At 64.8% G+C, this 16,970-nt stretch carries 14 protein-coding genes; 7 read left to right on the top strand and 7 right to left on the bottom strand.

The annotated features are described in order from the left end of the window. Entirely contained in the window at window positions 1–1,620 is a 1,620-nt protein-coding gene (locus VGN93_RS20455; protein WP_327508872.1) for a benzoate-CoA ligase family protein, read from the bottom strand. Between the two features lie 309 nt (window positions 1,621–1,929). On the opposite strand from VGN93_RS20455, the gene VGN93_RS20450 reads away from it, so the two are divergent. The 5 genes from VGN93_RS20450 (at window position 1,930) to VGN93_RS20430 (ending at window position 6,791) form a co-directional block, all read left to right on the top strand. Continuing rightward, window positions 1,930–2,760 (top strand): alpha/beta hydrolase, encoded by an 831-nt coding sequence (locus VGN93_RS20450; protein WP_327508871.1) that lies wholly within the window; start codon window positions 1,930–1,932, stop codon window positions 2,758–2,760. A 172-nt stretch (window positions 2,761–2,932) separates the two neighbouring features. Then, window positions 2,933–3,829 (top strand): fructose bisphosphate aldolase, encoded by an 897-nt coding sequence (locus VGN93_RS20445; protein WP_327508870.1) that lies wholly within the window; start codon window positions 2,933–2,935, stop codon window positions 3,827–3,829. A 271-nt stretch (window positions 3,830–4,100) separates the two neighbouring features. Then, window positions 4,101–4,499, top strand: a complete 399-nt coding sequence (locus VGN93_RS20440; RefSeq protein ID WP_327508869.1) for a VOC family protein — start codon at window positions 4,101–4,103, stop codon at window positions 4,497–4,499. 131 nt (window positions 4,500–4,630) lie between these two features. Next, window positions 4,631–5,845 carry a M24 family metallopeptidase gene (locus VGN93_RS20435; RefSeq protein WP_327508922.1) on the top strand — a complete coding sequence of 405 codons (1,215 nt, stop codon included), beginning with the start codon at window positions 4,631–4,633 and terminating at the stop codon, window positions 5,843–5,845. A 70-nt stretch (window positions 5,846–5,915) separates the two neighbouring features. Next, window positions 5,916–6,791 carry a LysR family transcriptional regulator gene (locus VGN93_RS20430; RefSeq protein ID WP_327508868.1) on the top strand — a complete coding sequence of 292 codons (876 nt, stop codon included), beginning with the start codon at window positions 5,916–5,918 and terminating at the stop codon, window positions 6,789–6,791. On the opposite strand, the gene VGN93_RS20425 is transcribed toward VGN93_RS20430, so the two are convergent. From VGN93_RS20425 to VGN93_RS20405, 5 genes are all read right to left on the bottom strand, one after another. Beyond that, window positions 6,792–7,601, bottom strand: a complete 810-nt coding sequence (locus VGN93_RS20425; RefSeq protein ID WP_327508867.1) for an ABC transporter permease — start codon at window positions 7,599–7,601, stop codon at window positions 6,792–6,794. A gap of 5 nt (window positions 7,602–7,606) precedes the next feature. Next, the gene (locus VGN93_RS20420) at window positions 7,607–8,854 is read right to left on the bottom strand and encodes an ABC transporter permease (RefSeq protein ID WP_327508866.1); all 1,248 of its coding nucleotides are present in this window, start codon (window positions 8,852–8,854) and stop codon (window positions 7,607–7,609) included. A 2-nt stretch (window positions 8,855–8,856) separates the two neighbouring features. Further along, window positions 8,857–9,990 carry an ABC transporter ATP-binding protein gene (locus VGN93_RS20415; protein ID WP_327508865.1) on the bottom strand — a complete coding sequence of 378 codons (1,134 nt, stop codon included), beginning with the start codon at window positions 9,988–9,990 and terminating at the stop codon, window positions 8,857–8,859. An 11-nt stretch (window positions 9,991–10,001) separates the two neighbouring features. Further along, entirely contained in the window at window positions 10,002–11,045 is a 1,044-nt protein-coding gene (locus VGN93_RS20410; RefSeq protein WP_327508864.1) for an ABC transporter substrate-binding protein, read from the bottom strand. A gap of 131 nt (window positions 11,046–11,176) precedes the next feature. Beyond that, on the bottom strand, window positions 11,177–12,070 hold the full coding sequence (locus tag VGN93_RS20405) for a LysR family transcriptional regulator (RefSeq protein ID WP_327508863.1): 894 nt from the start codon (window positions 12,068–12,070) through the stop codon (window positions 11,177–11,179). Window positions 12,071–12,163: 93 nt separating this feature from the next. On the opposite strand from VGN93_RS20405, the gene VGN93_RS20400 reads away from it, so the two are divergent. Next, window positions 12,164–12,604 carry a PACE efflux transporter gene (locus VGN93_RS20400; protein WP_319320107.1) on the top strand — a complete coding sequence of 147 codons (441 nt, stop codon included), beginning with the start codon at window positions 12,164–12,166 and terminating at the stop codon, window positions 12,602–12,604. A 4-nt stretch (window positions 12,605–12,608) separates the two neighbouring features. Here the strand turns inward: VGN93_RS20400 and VGN93_RS20395 are convergent, their stop codons facing one another. After that, a complete protein-coding gene (locus VGN93_RS20395) occupies window positions 12,609–13,082 on the bottom strand; it encodes an Lrp/AsnC family transcriptional regulator (protein ID WP_327508862.1) in 474 nt (157 codons plus the stop codon). Window positions 13,083–13,260: 178 nt separating this feature from the next. Here VGN93_RS20395 and putA point away from each other — a divergent pair, with 178 nt between their 5' ends. After that, a complete protein-coding gene (putA, locus tag VGN93_RS20390; RefSeq protein WP_327508861.1) occupies window positions 13,261–16,947 on the top strand; it encodes a trifunctional transcriptional regulator/proline dehydrogenase/L-glutamate gamma-semialdehyde dehydrogenase in 3,687 nt (1,228 codons plus the stop codon). Window positions 16,948–16,970: the final 23 nt, after the last annotated feature.

Raw genomic sequence — 16,970 nt, 5'->3', positions numbered from 1 at the left:
TCAATGCTCCGACCGCAAACGGAACCGCTGGATCTTGCCCGTCGCCGTCTTCGGCAAGGCCTCGACGAACTTCACCGAACGCGGATATTTGAACGGCGCGATCGTCGCTTTGACGTGATCCTGCAGGCGCTTGATCGTCGCCTCGTCCGCAAGCACGCCGGCGATCAACACGACATGGGCTTCGACGATCTGGCCGCGCTCGGTATCCGGCGCGCCAACCACCGCGCATTCCGCCACCTCCGGGTGCGAGATCAGCGCCGCCTCGACCTCGGGGCCGGCAATGTTGTAGCCGGCGGTCACGATCATGTCGTCCGAGCGCGCCGCGAAGTGGAAGAAGCCGTCCTCGTCCTGGAAAAAGGCATCGCCGGTGAGGTTCCAGCCGTCGCGGACATAGTCGCGCTGGCGGGCATCGGCCATGTAGCGGCAGCCGGTCGGCCCGCGCACCGCGAGCTTGCCGACCGTGCCGCGCGGCACTTCGCGCATTTCGTCGTCGACGATCCTCGCCTCATAGCCGCCGACCGGCTTTCCGGTGGAGGCGGCCTTGCGGTCCTCGAAGCGGTTGGAAATGAAGATGTGCAGCATTTCGGTCGCGCCGATGCCGTCGAGGATCGGCTTGCCGGTTTTCTCGGTCCATTCCTCGAAGATCGGACCGGGCAGCGTCTCGCCCGCCGAGATCGCGACGCGCAGCGACGACAGGTCCGCCCCGGCATCCATCGCCTTCAACATGGCCCGGTAGGCGGTGGGCGCGGTGAACGAGATCGTCGCCTTGTAGGTCTCGATGATCTCCACCATCAGCGCGGGCGTCGCCTGTTCGAGCAGCGTCGCCGCCGCCCCGAAGCGCAGCGGGAAGATCGCAAGGCCGCCCAGGCCGAAGGTGAAGGCGAGCGGCGGCGAACCGACGAAGACGTCGTCCGGCGTCACGCCGAGGATTTCGCGCGCGTAGCCGTCGGCGATCGCCATCAGGTCGCGGTGGAAGTGCATGGTCGCTTTCGGTACGCCGGTCGTGCCGGAGGTGAAGCCGAGAAGCGCCACGTCGTCGCGGCCGGTCGGCACGGCCTCGAAGCGCACCGGCTTGTCGAGGGCGACCCGGTCGAGTTCGGCGTCGTGGTTCGCGGTGCCGTCGAAGCCGACGACCTGCTTCAGGTGGTGGCTGTCCTTGGCGCAGGCGATCATCTCGTCCATCAGGCGCGTGTCGCACAGCGCAAGGCTGATCTCGGCCTTGTCGACGATCTTGGTGAGTTCGCCTGCGCGCAGCATCGGCATCGTGTTGACGACCACGGCGCCCGCCTTGGTGGCGGCGAGCCAGCAGGCGACCATGGCCGGGTTGTTGGCCGAGCGGATGAGCACCCGGTTGCCCGGCTTCACGCCATAGTTTTCGACCAGTGCATGGGCCAGCCGGTTGGTCCAGTCGGAGAGTTCCTTATAGGTCCGGCGGCGCCCGTTGCCGATCAGCGCGGTGCGGTCGCCGACCCCTTTCGCAACCATCGCATCCGTCAGTTCGACGGCGGCGTTGAGGCGGTCGGGATAGTCGAAGCCGTCGAGCAGGAAATCCGGCCATTCCTGCGGCGGCGGCAGGTTGTCGCGTGTGAACGTGTCGACATGTGCAGTCGGTCCAAGCATGTGGCGGCCATCCCCTGTTCGTGCCGGGCCTGTTGTTCAGGCATTGCCGACATCGGCTAGATTCTTTGCGGTCGCGAGGGTCCGGGCGGCAAGGCGCAGCTTCGCCGAGCCGACGGGCCATGTCGTCGCTGAAACGTCATCGATTGCGATAGGCACAGCGAAGACCTCCACTTCTACGCTGAACATGGCGTAGCATTGCATCAGTCAAAAATTATTTCAAGCCTAAAGTTTTTCGTCGGTGGCATTGCCTTTGGCCGCCGTCCGGGTGATTTCTATCCCGCCGGTCACATCAACGGGAGAGGTGCAACGATGCTGGAATACCGCATTTCGGACTGGGACAACGCCTATGCCAACGGGGTGAACATCCCGCGCGGCGAACGATGGCCCGAGGCGTGGGTGACGCCGGCCGAGACGTTCCGAAGCGTACTGCTATCGGCCGGGCGGGCAAAACTCGATCTTGCTTATGGCGAGCGCCCGCGAAACCGCATGGACCTCTTTTTCCCGGAAGGCCCGACCAGGGGCCTGGTCGTCTTCGTGCATGGCGGATTCTGGCTGCAGCTCGACAAGAGTTTCTGGTCGCATCTGGCCGCAGGCGCCGTGGCCAATGGTTATGCCGTCGCCATGCCGTCCTACACGCTCTGCCCGGAGGTCCGCATCGCGGAGATCGTCAAGGAGGTCGCGGCGGCCATCAGCGAAGCGGCAGGGCTGGTCGATGGATCGCTGATCCTGACCGGGCATTCGGCCGGTGGCCACCTCGCCAGCCGGATGATCACCACGACCGCGCCGCTTGCGTCTCATGTCCAGCAGCGCATCCGCAACGTCGTCTCGATTTCGGGCCTGCACGATCTGCGCCCCCTCCTGTCGACCGCCATGAACGAAAGGCTCGCCATCGACGAAGCGGAGGCACTTGCAGAAAGCCCCGCGCTGCTGCGGCCTATGCGAGACGCCCGCATCACCTGCTGGGTGGGCGGAAGCGAGCGCCAGGAATTCCTGCGCCAGAACGCCTTGCTCGCCAACATCTGGACGGGCTTGGGTGCAACCACCTCCGTGGTCGTCGAGCCGGACAGACACCACTTTACCATTATCGACGGCCTCGCCGACTCGGGACATGCTTTGACGCGAACCCTGCTTTCTGCGTGAGGTTTCTTTACGCGCCAGCCAGCGACATGCGTTCGGTTTGAGCCGGCAAAATCCACGCGCGCCGATTTCGGCAAGGGGTATGAGAACAAGATGTCGTCGGTTATGCTTTAAACAAATTGGCAGAGCAGGGTGGCCGAGCGCACCACGCGCCGGTCCGAAAAGGGGGGGAAGCATGGCTGACGCAAAGATGATGGCGCAGATGTCCGGCAAGGAGGGTTTTATTGCCGCCCTCGACCAGAGCGGCGGTTCCACCCCCGGCGCCTTGCGTCTCTATGGCATTGCCGACACCGATTACAGCGGCGACGAGGCGATGTTCCGCCTGATGCATGAGATGCGCGTGCGCATCATGACGGCACCCGCTTTCTCAGGCGACAAGGTGATCGGCGCCATCCTGTTCGAGAAGACCATGGACGGCGAGGCCAAGGGCAAGCCGGTTCCCTCCTATCTGTGGGAAGACCGCGGCGTCGTGCCCTTCCTCAAGGTCGACAAAGGTCTGGCCGGCGAGGAGAACGGCGTGCAGGTGATGAAGCCGATGCCCGATCTCGACGAATTGCTCGCCCGCGCCGTGAAGAAGGGCATTTTCGGCACCAAGATGCGCTCGGTGATCGCCCATGCCGACAAGGCCGGCATCGCCGCCGTGGTGAAGCAGCAGTTCCAGGTGGGCCGGCAGATCCTCGGCCACGGCCTCGTTCCGATCATCGAGCCGGAAGTCTCCATCAAAAGTCCGACGAAAGAGGAGGCCGAGGCGATCCTGCGCGACGAGATCGCCCGCCAGCTCGACGCCGTGCCGGCAGGCGAACAGGTCATGCTCAAGCTCACCATCCCGACCGTCGCGGATTTCTACAAGCCGTTGATCGCACACAAGGCGGTCGCCCGCGTCGTGGCCCTGTCGGGCGGCTACAGCCGCGCGGATGCCTGCGAAAAGCTCAGCCGCAACCACGGCATGATCGCCAGCTTCTCACGTGCGCTGACGGAAGACCTGCGCCTGCCGATGAGTGATGCCGAGTTCGACGCCAGCCTCGGCAGGACGATCGACGAAATCTACACCGCGAGCGTGGTGAAGGCTTGATCGAGCGACCCAAGGCCGCCGCGGTGCAGGCTGCGGTAGCGGGCAGGCGAGTGGCCGAGAATGCGGCGGAGGTGGCGGCGAAGGCGCTGTCCGAGGCATAGCCGGGCGCGCGTCGATCCTGCGCGCGATCTGAAGAGCCCGGAGCACGGCGCTGAAGGTCAGCACCCATCGTATCGGCCCGCTGGTCATCGTGCGCTAGCGAGAAAACGATGGCATCCGCCGGAAACTCGTGCTGATCTGCCCGGCCAAAACCCCTGCTGCCGGAGCCGGAATGAAGCAAAGCATCGCGCATATCGCCCTCGTCGTCCGCGACTATGACGCGGCCATCGCCTTCTATGTCGAAAAACTCGGCTTCGAGCTGGTCGACGACACCTACCAGCCCGAGCAGGACAAGCGCTGGGTCGTGGTGCGGCCGCGCGGTGGCGAGACGTCGCTGCTCCTGGCGCGGGCGTCTGCCGCTGACCAGGAGGCCTTCATCGGAAACCAGGCGGGCGGACGGGTCTTCCTCTTCCTCTCGACCGACGATTTCTGGCGCGATCATGCGCTCTATACCGAGCGGGGCATCCGCTTCGTGCGCGAGCCGAAGAAGGAGGACTACGGCACGGTCGCGGTCTTTGCGGATCTCTACGGCAATCTCTGGGATCTCATCCAGTTCACCGACGGTCGGTAAGCCCGGCCCTTATGCCCCCATTGGAACTTCTAATTTTCCAGCGGACCCGAAGATTTCTACCCTAGGTCTCGTCAAACGGCGCGGTTGGCCGCGGTCAAGGGAGTCTTCGAATGAACATGTTTGCGAGAGGGATGCCGAACCAGCTTCTGCGGTTGCAGGAGATGCACAATGGCGAGAAGGTGCGGCCGACATTCTCGGCAGGCGAGATGGAGCGCCGGCAGAATGCCATGCGCCGCATTCTCGAGGAGCTGAAGCTCGACGCGGCGATCCTCACCTCCTACCACAATATCTGCTACTTCTCCGATTTCCTCTACTGCTCCTTCGGCCGCCGCTATGCCTTCGTCATCACGCCGCAGAAGGCGACGTCGGTCTCCGCCGGCATCGATGCGGGCCAACCCTTTCGCCGCACCTTCGGCGACAACATCACCTATACGGACTGGCAGCGCGACAATTTCTTCCACGCGCTGCAACAGCTCCTGCCGGGCGCGACGCGCCTCGGCATCGAGTTCGACCAGGTGAGCGTGGATCTACGCCGCCTGCTGGAGGAGGCCTTTCCAGACGTCGAATTCGTCGATATCGCCTCGCCGACCATGTGGCTGCGGACGATCAAGTCCGACGAGGAAATCGCGCTGATCAAGGCGGGCGCGGAAACGGCGGATATCGGCGGAGCCGCGGTTGCCGGCGCCGTGCGCGAAAACGTTCCGGAATATGAGGTGGCGCTGGCCGGCACGCAGGCCATGGTGCGCCACATTGCCAGCCGCTTTCCGCATGCGGAGCTGATGGACAGCTGGGTGTGGTTCCAGTCCGGCATCAACACGGACGGCGCGCACAATCCGGTGACCTCGCGTCGGGTGCAGAAGGGTGACATCCTCTCGCTCAACTGCTTCCCGATGATTGCCGGCTACTACACGGCGCTGGAGCGCACGCTCTTCCTCGATCATGCCAGCGACGAGCACCTGCGCATCTGGGAGATCAATTGCGCCGTGCATCGCCGCGGCCTGGACCTGCTGAAGCCCGGGGCGCGCTGCGGCGATGTCGCAACGGAACTCAACGAGATCTATCGCGAGCATGGCCTGCTTGGCTACCGTTCCTTCGGCTATGGCCATTCCTTCGGCGTGCTCTCGCATTATTACGGCCGCGAGGCGGGCGTGGAACTGCGTGAGGACATCAACACCGTGCTCCAGCCGGGCATGGTCGTCTCGATGGAGCCGATGCTGACCATTCCGGATGGCATGCCGGGTTCGGGCGGCTACCGCGAGCACGACATCCTTGTCATGACCGAAAACGGCAGCGAGAACATCACGGGCTTCCCCTTCGGCCCGGAGCGGAATATCCTCCCCGCCTGACCCGTCCGCGGGACATTTGGAACGGGCCGCTCCATCGGCCCGTTTCCTTTTTGAAGCCGGTGCCGCCCTCTTGAGAAACATTCCGACCGATCTGCTGCGCACTTTCCTCGCGGTCATCGACCTGCGCAGCCATACGCGCGCCGCCGAGCAGCTCGGCCGCACGCAGCCGGCCATCAGCCTGCAGATGAAGAAATTGCAGGAACTGCTCAACGTTCCCCTCTTCGCCAAGGATGCCAGCGCCCAGCCGACCGAGGCAGGCGAACTCGTCGCCAGCTATGCGCGGCAGATGCTGACCCTGAACGACGAGATGGTGCTGCGCCTTTCCAAGCGCGACCAGCACGGCAAGATCCGCCTCGGCATTCCCAACGATTATGCCGACCATTTTTTGCCGAAATTGATGCCGCAGCTTGCCCGCAGCGGCCATGATTTCCGCTTCGAGGTCGTCTGCGACCTCTCGCATGTGCTTTTGCAGGGCCTGCGCAACGGACTCTACGACATCGTTGTGGCGATGACGCCGGATGGGCCGGCGGAGGGTGCCTTCATGACCTGGAAGGAACCGCTCACCTGGGTCGGCGAGACGACGACCTCGATCGTCACCGATGGTAACGCCAATCTGCGCATCGTCTGTTATCCGGAAGGCTGCCTCTATCGCCGCGCCATGCTGACGGCCTTGCAGCGCGATGGCCGCGGCTACGATCTCGTCTATACGAGCCCGAGCCTTGCGGGCCTGGAAGCCGCGGTCGGCTCCGGCTTCGGCAATACGGTTCTTGCCCGGCGCATCGTGCCGCACAAGCTGGCGACGCTCGATGACACGCTGGGCCTGCCGCGGCTCGCCGATGTCGTCGTCGGCATCTATCTGAGTTCGGATCGCAAGCGTTCGCCCGTCGCGGAAAGTTTTGCCGCGCATTTCGCCGATGCGTTTCTCGCGAGCAACCGGGACGCCTGATCAGGCCCGGCGCATCCGGCGGATCATGTTCAATATCACGAAGAGCGCGATCGAGACGGTGGTGAGCAGGCTCGCCGCCGCCATGATCGTCGGGTTGATCTGGTCGCGCATGCCGGAGAACATCTGCACGGGCAGGGTGCGCTGGTCGGCGCCGGTGAGGAACAGCGCGACGATCACCTCGTCGAAGGAGACGGCAAAGGCGAGAAGCGCCCCCGAGACGATGCCGGGCAGGATGAGCGGCAGGGTCACCGCAAAGAACACGCTGACCGGCCCGGCGCCGAGGCTGGCGCCGGCCCGCGTGAGATTGGCATCATAGGTCGAGAGCGCGGAGAGCACGGTGACGACGACGAAGGGGATGGCAAGCGCCGCATGGGCCAGAACGAGGCCGGTGCGCGTATCCGTCAACCCCAGCGAACCGAAGAACATGTAGGCGCCGACGGCGACGATGACGACGGGCATGATCATCGGCGAGATCATCAGCGCCATGACGGCCTTGCGCCACGGAAAGCCCGGACGGCTGATGCCGAGGGCTGCAAGCGTGCCCAGCAGCGTTGCGAGCGCGGTGCTGAACGACGCGGCGATGAGGCTGTTCAGCAGGCTCTGCGTCCAGCGCGGGTTCTCGAAGAAATCCGCATACCAGCGCCAGGAATAATCCTTGATCGGAAAGGTGAAGAACGGGTCCTTCGAGACCGACAAGGGGAAGACGACGAAGAGCGGGCCGATGAGGAAGACCAGCACGGCGAAGGCGAAGGTGACGACGGCGAGGCGGCAGAGCCGTTCGCTGCGGGTTGCGTAAGCGGGAAGCCACATGGGTTCTATCCGAGCTTGATGCGCTCCGCGCCGACGAGGCGCAGGAAGAGCAGGTAGATGGAAAGCGTCATGACGAGGAGCAGGCAGGCGAGGGCCGCCGCCATGCCCCAGTTCAGGTCGCGGTTGATGTAGGTGGCGATGAAGTTCGACAGCATCTGGTCGCGCGGGCCGCCGACGAGTGCGGGCGTGATGTAATAACCGAGCGACAGGATGAAGGTCATCAGGCAGCCGGCCGCGACCCCAGGCAAGGTCTGCGGCGCATAGACCCGCCAGAAAGCCGACAGCGACGGGGCGCCGAGCGAGCGCGCCGCCCGCATCTGCCCTTCCGGGATGGATTTCATGACGCTGAGGATCGGCAGGATGGTGAAGGGTAGCTGGATGTGCGTCATCGCGGTGACGGTGCCGAAGCGGGTCAGCATGAGCTGCAGCTTTTCGGTGGTGAGGCCGAGGCCGAGAAGCAGCTGGTTGATGACGCCGTCCGTCTGCAAGAGCACGACCCAGGCGGTCGTGCGCACCAGAAGCGAGGTCCAGAGCGGCAGCAACACCATCAGGAGCATGAGGCCAGCAATGCGTTCCGGTGCCAGCGAAATGACATAGGCCGTCGGAAAGCCGAGCAGCAGCGTCGCGATCGTCACGAGGCCGGCGATCCACAGTGTGCGGCCGAGAATATCGAGGAACACCGCCTGGTCGTCCGCGACCCGGCCGATGTTACCGGCGCCGTCCTGGCCGAGGTCTACGGCGGTGAGGAGATAATAGGGCGTCACGGGCGTGGCGTTGCGCTTGATGATGGCCCAGATGTCCGTGCCGGCCCAGACGGGATCGAGTGCGGCAAATTGCGGGGCGAGGGCGCCGTCCTCGAAATTGCCGAGATGGCGCACGACGGACATGATGCGGCTGCGCATGCCGGCGCTTTCATAGTTCAGCCGCTTGCCGAGGCTGGCGGCCGTGTTGGCGTCCTTGGCGCGGGCGAGATCGGCGGCCAGCGCCACAAAAGCCTCTTCGCCGGGCGTTGCCTGCTCGTCCCAGCCATCGAGGGCGCGAAGCGTCTCCGGCAGGGTCTCGTGCACTTCCGGATTGTCGATGGCAGTGGTGAGGAAGAGGCCGATCGGCGCGCCGAAGGTGACGAGCAGGAAGAGCAGCGCCGGTAGCGCGAGCGCCAGCGCCCGAAGACGGTTCGGCCGCTCGGCCCGGCGGAGCGCGGCGCCGAGGCTTGGCTGAGAAAACGGTGCGGTGAGGGACAAGGTTTGCGCCATGATTACCTCGCCAGCGTTCTGCAATCGGCGGCGAAACAGGCCATGGTGATGGTGCTGCCCGGCACGATTGCCCCGCCTTCTGCGGCGGGGAGGGAGGCGACGATCTGCGCAGTGCCAAAGGCTTCCAGCGTCAGTCGCACGCGGTCGCCGAGGAAGGTTTTTTCGATGACGCGCGCCGGGATGCGGTTTTCCGCGTCCGGCCTGCCGGTGGCAAGGCCAAGTCGCTCCGGGCGCAGCGAGACGGTCGTGGCTGCGTTCGGTGGGCCGGCTAGTCCCGTCGTCAGAAGCCGCGTGCCGTCCTGCATGCGCACGACGCCAAAACCGTTCTCGGTGCCGGCGAATTCGCAAGGCAACGTGTTGTTGTCGCCGATGAAGCCGGCAACGAAGCGGTTTTCCGGTTGGTTATAAAGCGTGACGGGATCGGAAAGCTGCTGGATGCGGCCCTCGTGGAAGACGGCGATGCGGTCGGACATGGTGAGCGCTTCCGACTGGTCGTGCGTCACATAGACCATGGTGATGCCGAGGCGCTGCTGGATCTTCCGGATCTCGATCTGCATGTGCTCGCGCAACTGCTTGTCGAGCGCGCCGAGCGGTTCGTCCATCAGGATGAGTTTCGGGTTGAACACCATGGCGCGGGCGAGCGCCACGCGCTGCTGCTGGCCGCCGGAAAGCTGCGCCGGCCGGCGCTCGCCGAGGCCGTCGAGCTTGACCATCGCCAGCGCCTCCTCGGTACGCCGCGCCGCCGCCGCACCCTTCACACCGCGATAGCGCAGCGGAAAGCCGACATTATCGCGCACCGTCATGTGCGGGAAGAGGGCGTAGTTCTGGAAGACGAAGCCGATGTCGCGGCGCTCCGGCGGCAGGCGTTCCACCGCCTGGCCTTCGAGCAGGATGCGCCCGCTCGTCGGCTGCTCGAAGCCGCCGAGCATCATCAGCGTCGTCGTCTTGCCGGAGCCGGACGGCCCGAGCATGGTGAGGAATTCGCCGCGCCGCACGGCCAGATTCAGGTCCTCGACGACGAGCGTGCGCCCGTCATAGGTTTTCTGCACGCGCTCGAAGGCGACCATCGTTTCGGCAGAGGTGCGGGATGACGGCTCGTTGCCGAGCCGCCTCCTTTCCAGCGTCGTCGTGTTCATTCGCGCGGCCCTCAGTTGGAAAGCCAAGTGGTGAAACGTTTGCGGATCTCGTCGCCGTGGTCCGCCCAGAAGGCGTTGTCGAGGGTGAGCGAGGTCGTCAGGTTGTCGGTGCTGGTGGGCAGGTTCCTGGCGTCTTCCGGCGCCACTTCGGCCGCCGCCGTCATGCGCACCGGGCCGTAGGGAATGTATTTCGCGATGCCGGCCAGAACCTTCGGCTCGACGGCGAAGCGGATGAAGGCGAGCGAGGCCTCGACGTCCTTGGCACCCTTCGGGATGACCCAGTAGTTCGAGTCGAGGATCTGGTTGTCCCAGACGATGCCGAATTTGCGGCCTTCCTTGTTGGCGTTGAAGATGCGGCCGTTCCAGGCGGTCGTCATCGTCACTTCGCCGGAGGCGAGCAGTTGCGGCGCCTGCGCGCCCGCTTCCCACCAGACGATCTGGTCCTTGATCGTATCGAGCTTGGCGAAGGCGCGGTCGAGGCCGTCCGGCGTGGCGAGCGTCTCGTAGACGGCATCCGGTGCGACGCCGTCGGCGAGCAGCGCGAATTCGAGATTGGTCGCCGGGTTCTTCCAGAGGCCGCGTTTTCCGGGGAAATTGGTGAGGTCGAAGAGGTCGACGAGCTTCGTCGGCTTCTTCGCCAGCTTCTCCTCGTCGAAGGAAAGGATCGTCGCATAGACGATGGTGCCGACGCCGCAATCCGACGTCGTGCCGGCAAGCCATTCGGATTTCGGCCCGACCTTCTCCCAGTCGATCGTCTCGAAAATGCCCTCGTCGCAGCCCTGCAAGAGGGTGGGTGCGTCGACGTCGACCACGTCGATCGTCGTGTTGCCGCTGTCGATCATCGCCTTGATCTTGGCGATCTCGCCGCCGTATTCCTGCTCGGAAACGGCGCGGCCGGTCTCTTCCGCATAGGCGCTGAACACCGCCTTGCGCTGGGCTTCCTGATAGGCGCCGCCGAAGCTCATGACGGAAAGCGGCTCGGCGGCAAAAGCGGCGCCGAGAGCCAGACCATAGGCGAGCGTCGTCGCTGCCAGAAACATGCGTTTGCTGAACATGGAAATTCCTCTCTGGAGACAGATTCTTGATGCCCGTCGCAGCGCCCGTCTTTTCGCGGGCTATGGGGAAAACCTATGCCGCACCTTGCTGCACTGCAAATAAGTAGGTGTCATGCGGACATGAGCGGCACTTATCCCGGCGTGCTGTTGATGCGCGTGGAGGCGAAACGCTCGCGCAGCCATTCGGCGGCAGGCCCGCTCGGTTTCTGCTTGTGCCAGACCATTTCGAGCGCGACCGGCCAGTCCGCGTCGTCGAACTGGAGGGTGGGCGTCACGAGGCCGTCGATGACGGGGGAATTTTCGATGATGTGATCGGGCACCAGCGCCCAACCGATGCCCTGCATGACCATTTGCAGGATCACCCAATGGCTTTCCACCCACCAGACCTCGGCGGCGGTGCGCAGGCGCTGTTTTTCCGGGCCTTCGCTGCGCACGGCGACCATCAGCTGGCGGTGCCGCTTCAGCTCCTCCCAATCGACCGCGGTCGCGGCGAGCGGATGGTTCCTGCCGCAGACCAGTTTCAACGGCACCCAGCCGATCGTGTGGAAGGCAAGTGCTGCCGGCAGGGTCTCCTGTCGCCACATCACGCCGATATCGGCCTTGCCGTCGAGCACCAGCCGGCTGACATCCTCCATCATCGGGAAGAGCAGCTCCAGTTCGACATGGGGAAACCGCACGGCGAACTCCGCAAAGAGCGTGGCCAGCGCCCGCTCCGGATAGAGCTCGTCGATCGCCACGACGAGGCGCTTTTCCACATGGGCCTCGAAACTGGCCGCGACGCCGATCAGGTGCTCGCGGCGGTCGAGGATGACCTTCGCTTCCGCCAGCAGCCGCTCCCCGGCCGCGGTCAGCACGGGATTGCGCGAGGCGCGGCTGAAGAGCTCGACGCCGAGATCGTCCTCCAGGCTCGATACCAGCACGCTGATCGCCGACTGCGCCTTGCGCAGCGCCCGGCCGGCGGCGGAGAAGGAGCCGTGCTCGGCAGAGGCCGCGAAGGCTTCGAGCTGTTCCATGGAAACGGTCATCTATCGCCAATCCAGATAGTAGCTAACTTTGTAATCGGCGATAATGAGATAGAAAGCGCGCAAGTCAACGAAAACAACAAAAGGATGGACATCATGTCCCTGCGCACTTTTCCCGATCGCGTTCGTCACGCGGTGCTTTTCGAGGCGTTCGGCCTTGCGATCTTCGTTCCGGTGTCGGCGATCGTGTTCAACCAGCCGATGGGCCATATGGGCGTCGTCGGCGTCGTGTCGGCGACCATCGCGACGCTGTGGAACTTCGTCTACAATCTCGGCTTCGACCACGCGATGCTGCGGTTCTTCGGCCATACGCGCAAGAGCCTGAAGGCGCGCGTCGTGCATGTGCTGCTGTTCGAGGGCGGCCTGCTTGCCATGCTCATTCCGCCGATCGCCTGGTATCTCGGCATCACCGTGTGGCAGGCGCTGATGATGGACATGGCGATCGTCGGCTTCTACCTGGTCTACACCTTCGTCTATAACGTCGCCTATGACCGGGTCTTCCCGGTGCCGCAGGCCATGCGCGCGCAGCCGGCCTGACGGATCAGCGGCCGCTCTCCTTGACCGATTCCATCGCCACGGAGGTCGAGGTACTTGCCACATTCGGCAGGCTCGAAATCTTCTCGCCCAGCACCTCCCGGTATCTGCGGATATCGGAGGTGCGGATTTTTATCAGGTAGTCGAAGCGGCCGGCGATCATGTGGCACTCCTCGACCTCCTTGATCTTGCGCACCGCCGTGTTGAAGGCGATGAGCGCCGCCTCCTTCGTGTCGGACAGCTTGACCTCGGCGAAGGCGACATGGTCCAGTCCGAGCTTTTTCGGATTGAGCACGGCGCGGAAGCCGTCGATATAACCGTCATGGATCAGGCGTTGCAGGCGCAGCGTACACGGGGTCTTCGAAAGGCCGACGATTTCGGACATTTCCGTGATGGAAATCCGTGCATTTTCAACGACAAGATCGAGGATCTTCCGATCAATAGCGTCGATTTCACTGGAAATTTGCTTTATCTTGGACATTAGAACCACCAAAAGGCGATGAATATAGCATTAATCACCTTATATAGACCTATAATGGTGAGAAAGTCGCATTGCAATGCACTATGTTCCCGGCCAGCGCCACGAGGGTGGAATGCGCCGGCAGGCGATGTATTCTGCGCTTGGATGGAATGGCCGATAGCCCGAGATGGTGATGAACATGGTCCAGTCTGCAAACGAACACAACGCTCCCGCTTTCGCCGCTTTCGCACCGCCCATCCGGGCGCAGAGCGAGCTTCGGCAGCGCATCACCGCCGCCTATCGCATCCCAGAAGTGGACGCCGTGCGGCCGCTTCTCGACCAGGCGACGCTGCCGGATGAGGTGACCGCGCGTATCCGCGAGACGGCCCGCAAGCTGATCGTCGCGCTGCGCGCCAAGCACAAGGGCTCGGGCGTCGAGGGGCTGGTGCATGAATATTCGCTCTCCAGCCAGGAGGGCGTGGCCCTCATGTGCCTGGCCGAAGCGCTGCTGCGCATTCCCGATAACGCCACCCGCGACGCGCTGATCCGTGACAAGATTTCCGAAGGCGATTGGAAGTCGCATATGGGGGGCGGCCGCTCGCTTTTCGTCAATGCCGCGACCTGGGGCCTCGTCGTCACCGGCAAGCTGACCTCGACGGTCAACGACCGCGGCCTTTCCGCCGCGCTGACGCGCCTCATCGCCCGCTGCGGCGAGCCGGTCATCCGTCGCGGCGTCGACATGGCCATGCGCATGATGGGCGAGCAGTTCGTCACCGGCGAGACGATCGACGAGGCGCTGCGCAACTCGCGCACCATGGAGCGCAAGGGTTTCGGCTATTCCTACGACATGCTCGGCGAGGCGGCGACGACGGCCGCCGATGCGGAGCGCTATTACCGCGACTACGAGAACGCCATCCATGCCATCGGCAAGGCATCCGCCGGCCGCGGGATCTATGAAGGCCCCGGCATTTCGATCAAGCTTTCGGCATTGCATCCACGTTACGTGCGGGCGCAGGCCGAGCGTGTGATGGGCGAGCTGCTGCCCAAGGTGAAGGCGCTGGCGGCGATCGCGAAGTCCTACAATATCGGCCTCAACATCGATGCCGAAGAGGCCGACCGGCTGGAGCTTTCGCTCGACCTGCTCGAAGAGCTTTGCCACGATCCTGCTTTGAAGGGCTGGGATGGCGTCGGCTTCGTGGTGCAGGCCTATGGCAAGCGCTGCCCCTTCGTGCTCGATTTCATCATCGATCTCGCCCGCCGCTCCAGCCGCCGCATCATGGTGCGCCTCGTCAAGGGCGCCTATTGGGATGCCGAGATCAAGCGTGCGCAGCTCGATGGCCTGGAGGAATTCCCGGTCTATACGCGCAAGATCCACACGGACGTCTCCTACATCGCCTGCGCGAAAAAGCTGCTGGCGGCGACGGACGCGGTCTTCCCGCAGTTCGCCACGCACAATGCCCAGTCGCTCACCACGATCTACCAGCTTGCCGGCCCGGATTTCCGCGTCGGGCAATATGAGTTCCAGTGCCTGCACGGCATGGGCGAGCCGCTCTATGACGAAGTGGTCGGCGCGGAAAAGCTCAACCGGCCGTGCCGCATCTATGCGCCGGTCGGCACGCATGAGACGCTGCTTGCCTATCTCGTCCGCCGCCTGCTGGAAAACGGCGCGAACTCCTCCTTCGTCAACCGTATCGCCGATCCGGCCATCTCGGTGGACGAACTGATCGCCGATCCCGCCGCCGTCGTTCGCGCCATGCCGGTGCCGGGCGGAAAACACGATCGGATCGCGCTTCCGGCGGAGCTTTACGGCAAGGGCCGGGTGAATTCCGCCGGCCTCGACCTGTCGAACGAGACGGTGCTCGCAACGCTCGCGCAGGACCTTGCCAGGACCGCCACCGTCGAATGGCAGGCCGTGCCGCAGATCGCGGACGGCTCCAGCGATGGCGAGAAGCGGGCGGTGCTCAACCCGGCCGACCAGTCCGATGTCGTCGGGTACGTGACCGAAGCCTCCGGCGAGACCGTCGCGAAGGCCGCGAAACTGGCGCTGGCAGCGGCGGCGGGGTGGGCCGCCGTGCCGCCGCGCGCGCGTGGCGACCGCCTCGACCGCGCCGCCGATCTGATGCAGGCGAAGATCTCGACGCTGATCGGCCTTGCCATCCGCGAGGCCGGCAAATCGGCGGCCAATGCCATTGCCGAAGTGCGCGAGGCGATCGACTTCCTGCGCTATTATGCGGAACAGGCACGCCGCACGCTCGGCGCCGCCCACCAGCCGCTCGGCCCCATCGTCTGCATCAGCCCGTGGAATTTTCCGCTGGCCATCTTCTCCGGCCAGATTGCCGCCGCCCTCGTCGCCGGCAATCCGGTGCTGGCGAAGCCCGCGGAAGAGACGCCGCTGATCGCGGCGGAAGCCGTGCGCATCCTGCACGAGGCCGGCATTCCGGCCGGCGCGCTGCAATTGCTGCCGGGTGATGGCCGCGTGGGCGCCGCCCTCGTCGGTGCGCCGGAGACGGCGGGCGTCATGTTCACCGGTTCGACCGAGGTCGCCCGCCTCATCCAGAAGGAGCTTGCGGGGCGCCTGTCGTCCTCGGGAAAACCCATTCCGCTGATCGCCGAAACCGGCGGGCAGAATGCGATGATCGTCGATTCGTCGGCGCTTGCCGAACAGGTGGTGGCCGACGTCATCGCCTCGGCCTTCGACAGCGCCGGCCAGCGCTGCTCGGCGCTGCGCGTGCTGTGCCTCCAGGAAGACGTCGCCGACCGGACGCTCACCATGCTGAAGGGCGCGTTGGCGGAACTGAAGATCGGCCGCACCGATCGGCTGAACGTCGATACCGGACCGGTCATCACGGCGGAAGCCAAGCAGACGATCGAAGGGCATATCGAGAAGATGCGCGCCCGCGGCCGCAAGGTCGAGCAGGTGGCGCTGCCGGCGGAAGCCGCGCGCGGCACCTTCGTCTCGCCCACCATCATCGAATTGCAGTCGCTTGCCGATCTGGAGCGCGAGGTCTTCGGCCCGGTCCTGCATGTCATCCGCTTCAAGCGCGAAGATGTCGACCGGCTGATCGACGATATCAACGCCACCGGCTACGGCCTGACCTTCGGCCTGCACACGCGTCTCGACGAGACGATCGCCCATGTCACCAGCCGGGTGAAGGCAGGCAATATCTATGTGAACCGCAACATCATCGGCGCCATCGTCGGCGTGCAGCCGTTCGGCGGGCGCGGGCTTTCGGGCACGGGTCCGAAGGCCGGTGGGCCGCTCTATATCGGCCGCCTCGTGCAGACGCCGCCGGTGCCGCCGCAGCACTCGTCCGTGCATCTCCAGCCGGCCGTGACCGACTTCGCGCAGTGGCTGCGCGGCAAGGGCAAGGCCGAACTGGCGGATCGCGTGCGCGATCTCGGCAGCAATTCGGCGCTCGGGCTCGACCTTGAGCTTCCCGGCCCCGTCGGCGAGCGCAACCTCTATTCCCTCCATCCCCGTGGCCGCATCCTTCTCGTGCCGGCGACGGAAGAGGCGCTTCTGTCCCAGCTCGGCGCCGTGCTCGCCACGGGCAACAAGGCGGTCATCGATGCGGCCTCCGGTCTCAAGGCAAGCGTGTCCGACCTGCCGGCCAACCTCGCCGCCCTCATCACCTGGTCGACCGACTGGGCGGCCGATGGTCCCTATGCGGGTGCGCTGATCGAAGGGGATGGCGACAGGGTCGTCGAGGCTGCGCGCCGCATCGCGACGCTGCCGGGTCCGCTCGTCCTGACGCAGGCTGCCTCCACGCAGGAAATCCAGGCGGGCAGCGAAGCCTATTGCCTCAACTGGCTGCTCGAAGAGGTCTCGACCTCGATCAACACCGCCGCCGCCGGCGGCAATGCCAGCCTGATGAGCATCGGCTAAGGCTCTTTTTGAAGCTGCTACCG

This window comes from Shinella sp. (assembly GCF_035998705.1).
Classification (GTDB): domain Bacteria; phylum Pseudomonadota; class Alphaproteobacteria; order Rhizobiales; family Rhizobiaceae; genus Shinella.
Note: the sequence above shows the minus strand (reverse complement) of the source record. Positions and strands in the feature narration are given on the sequence as shown.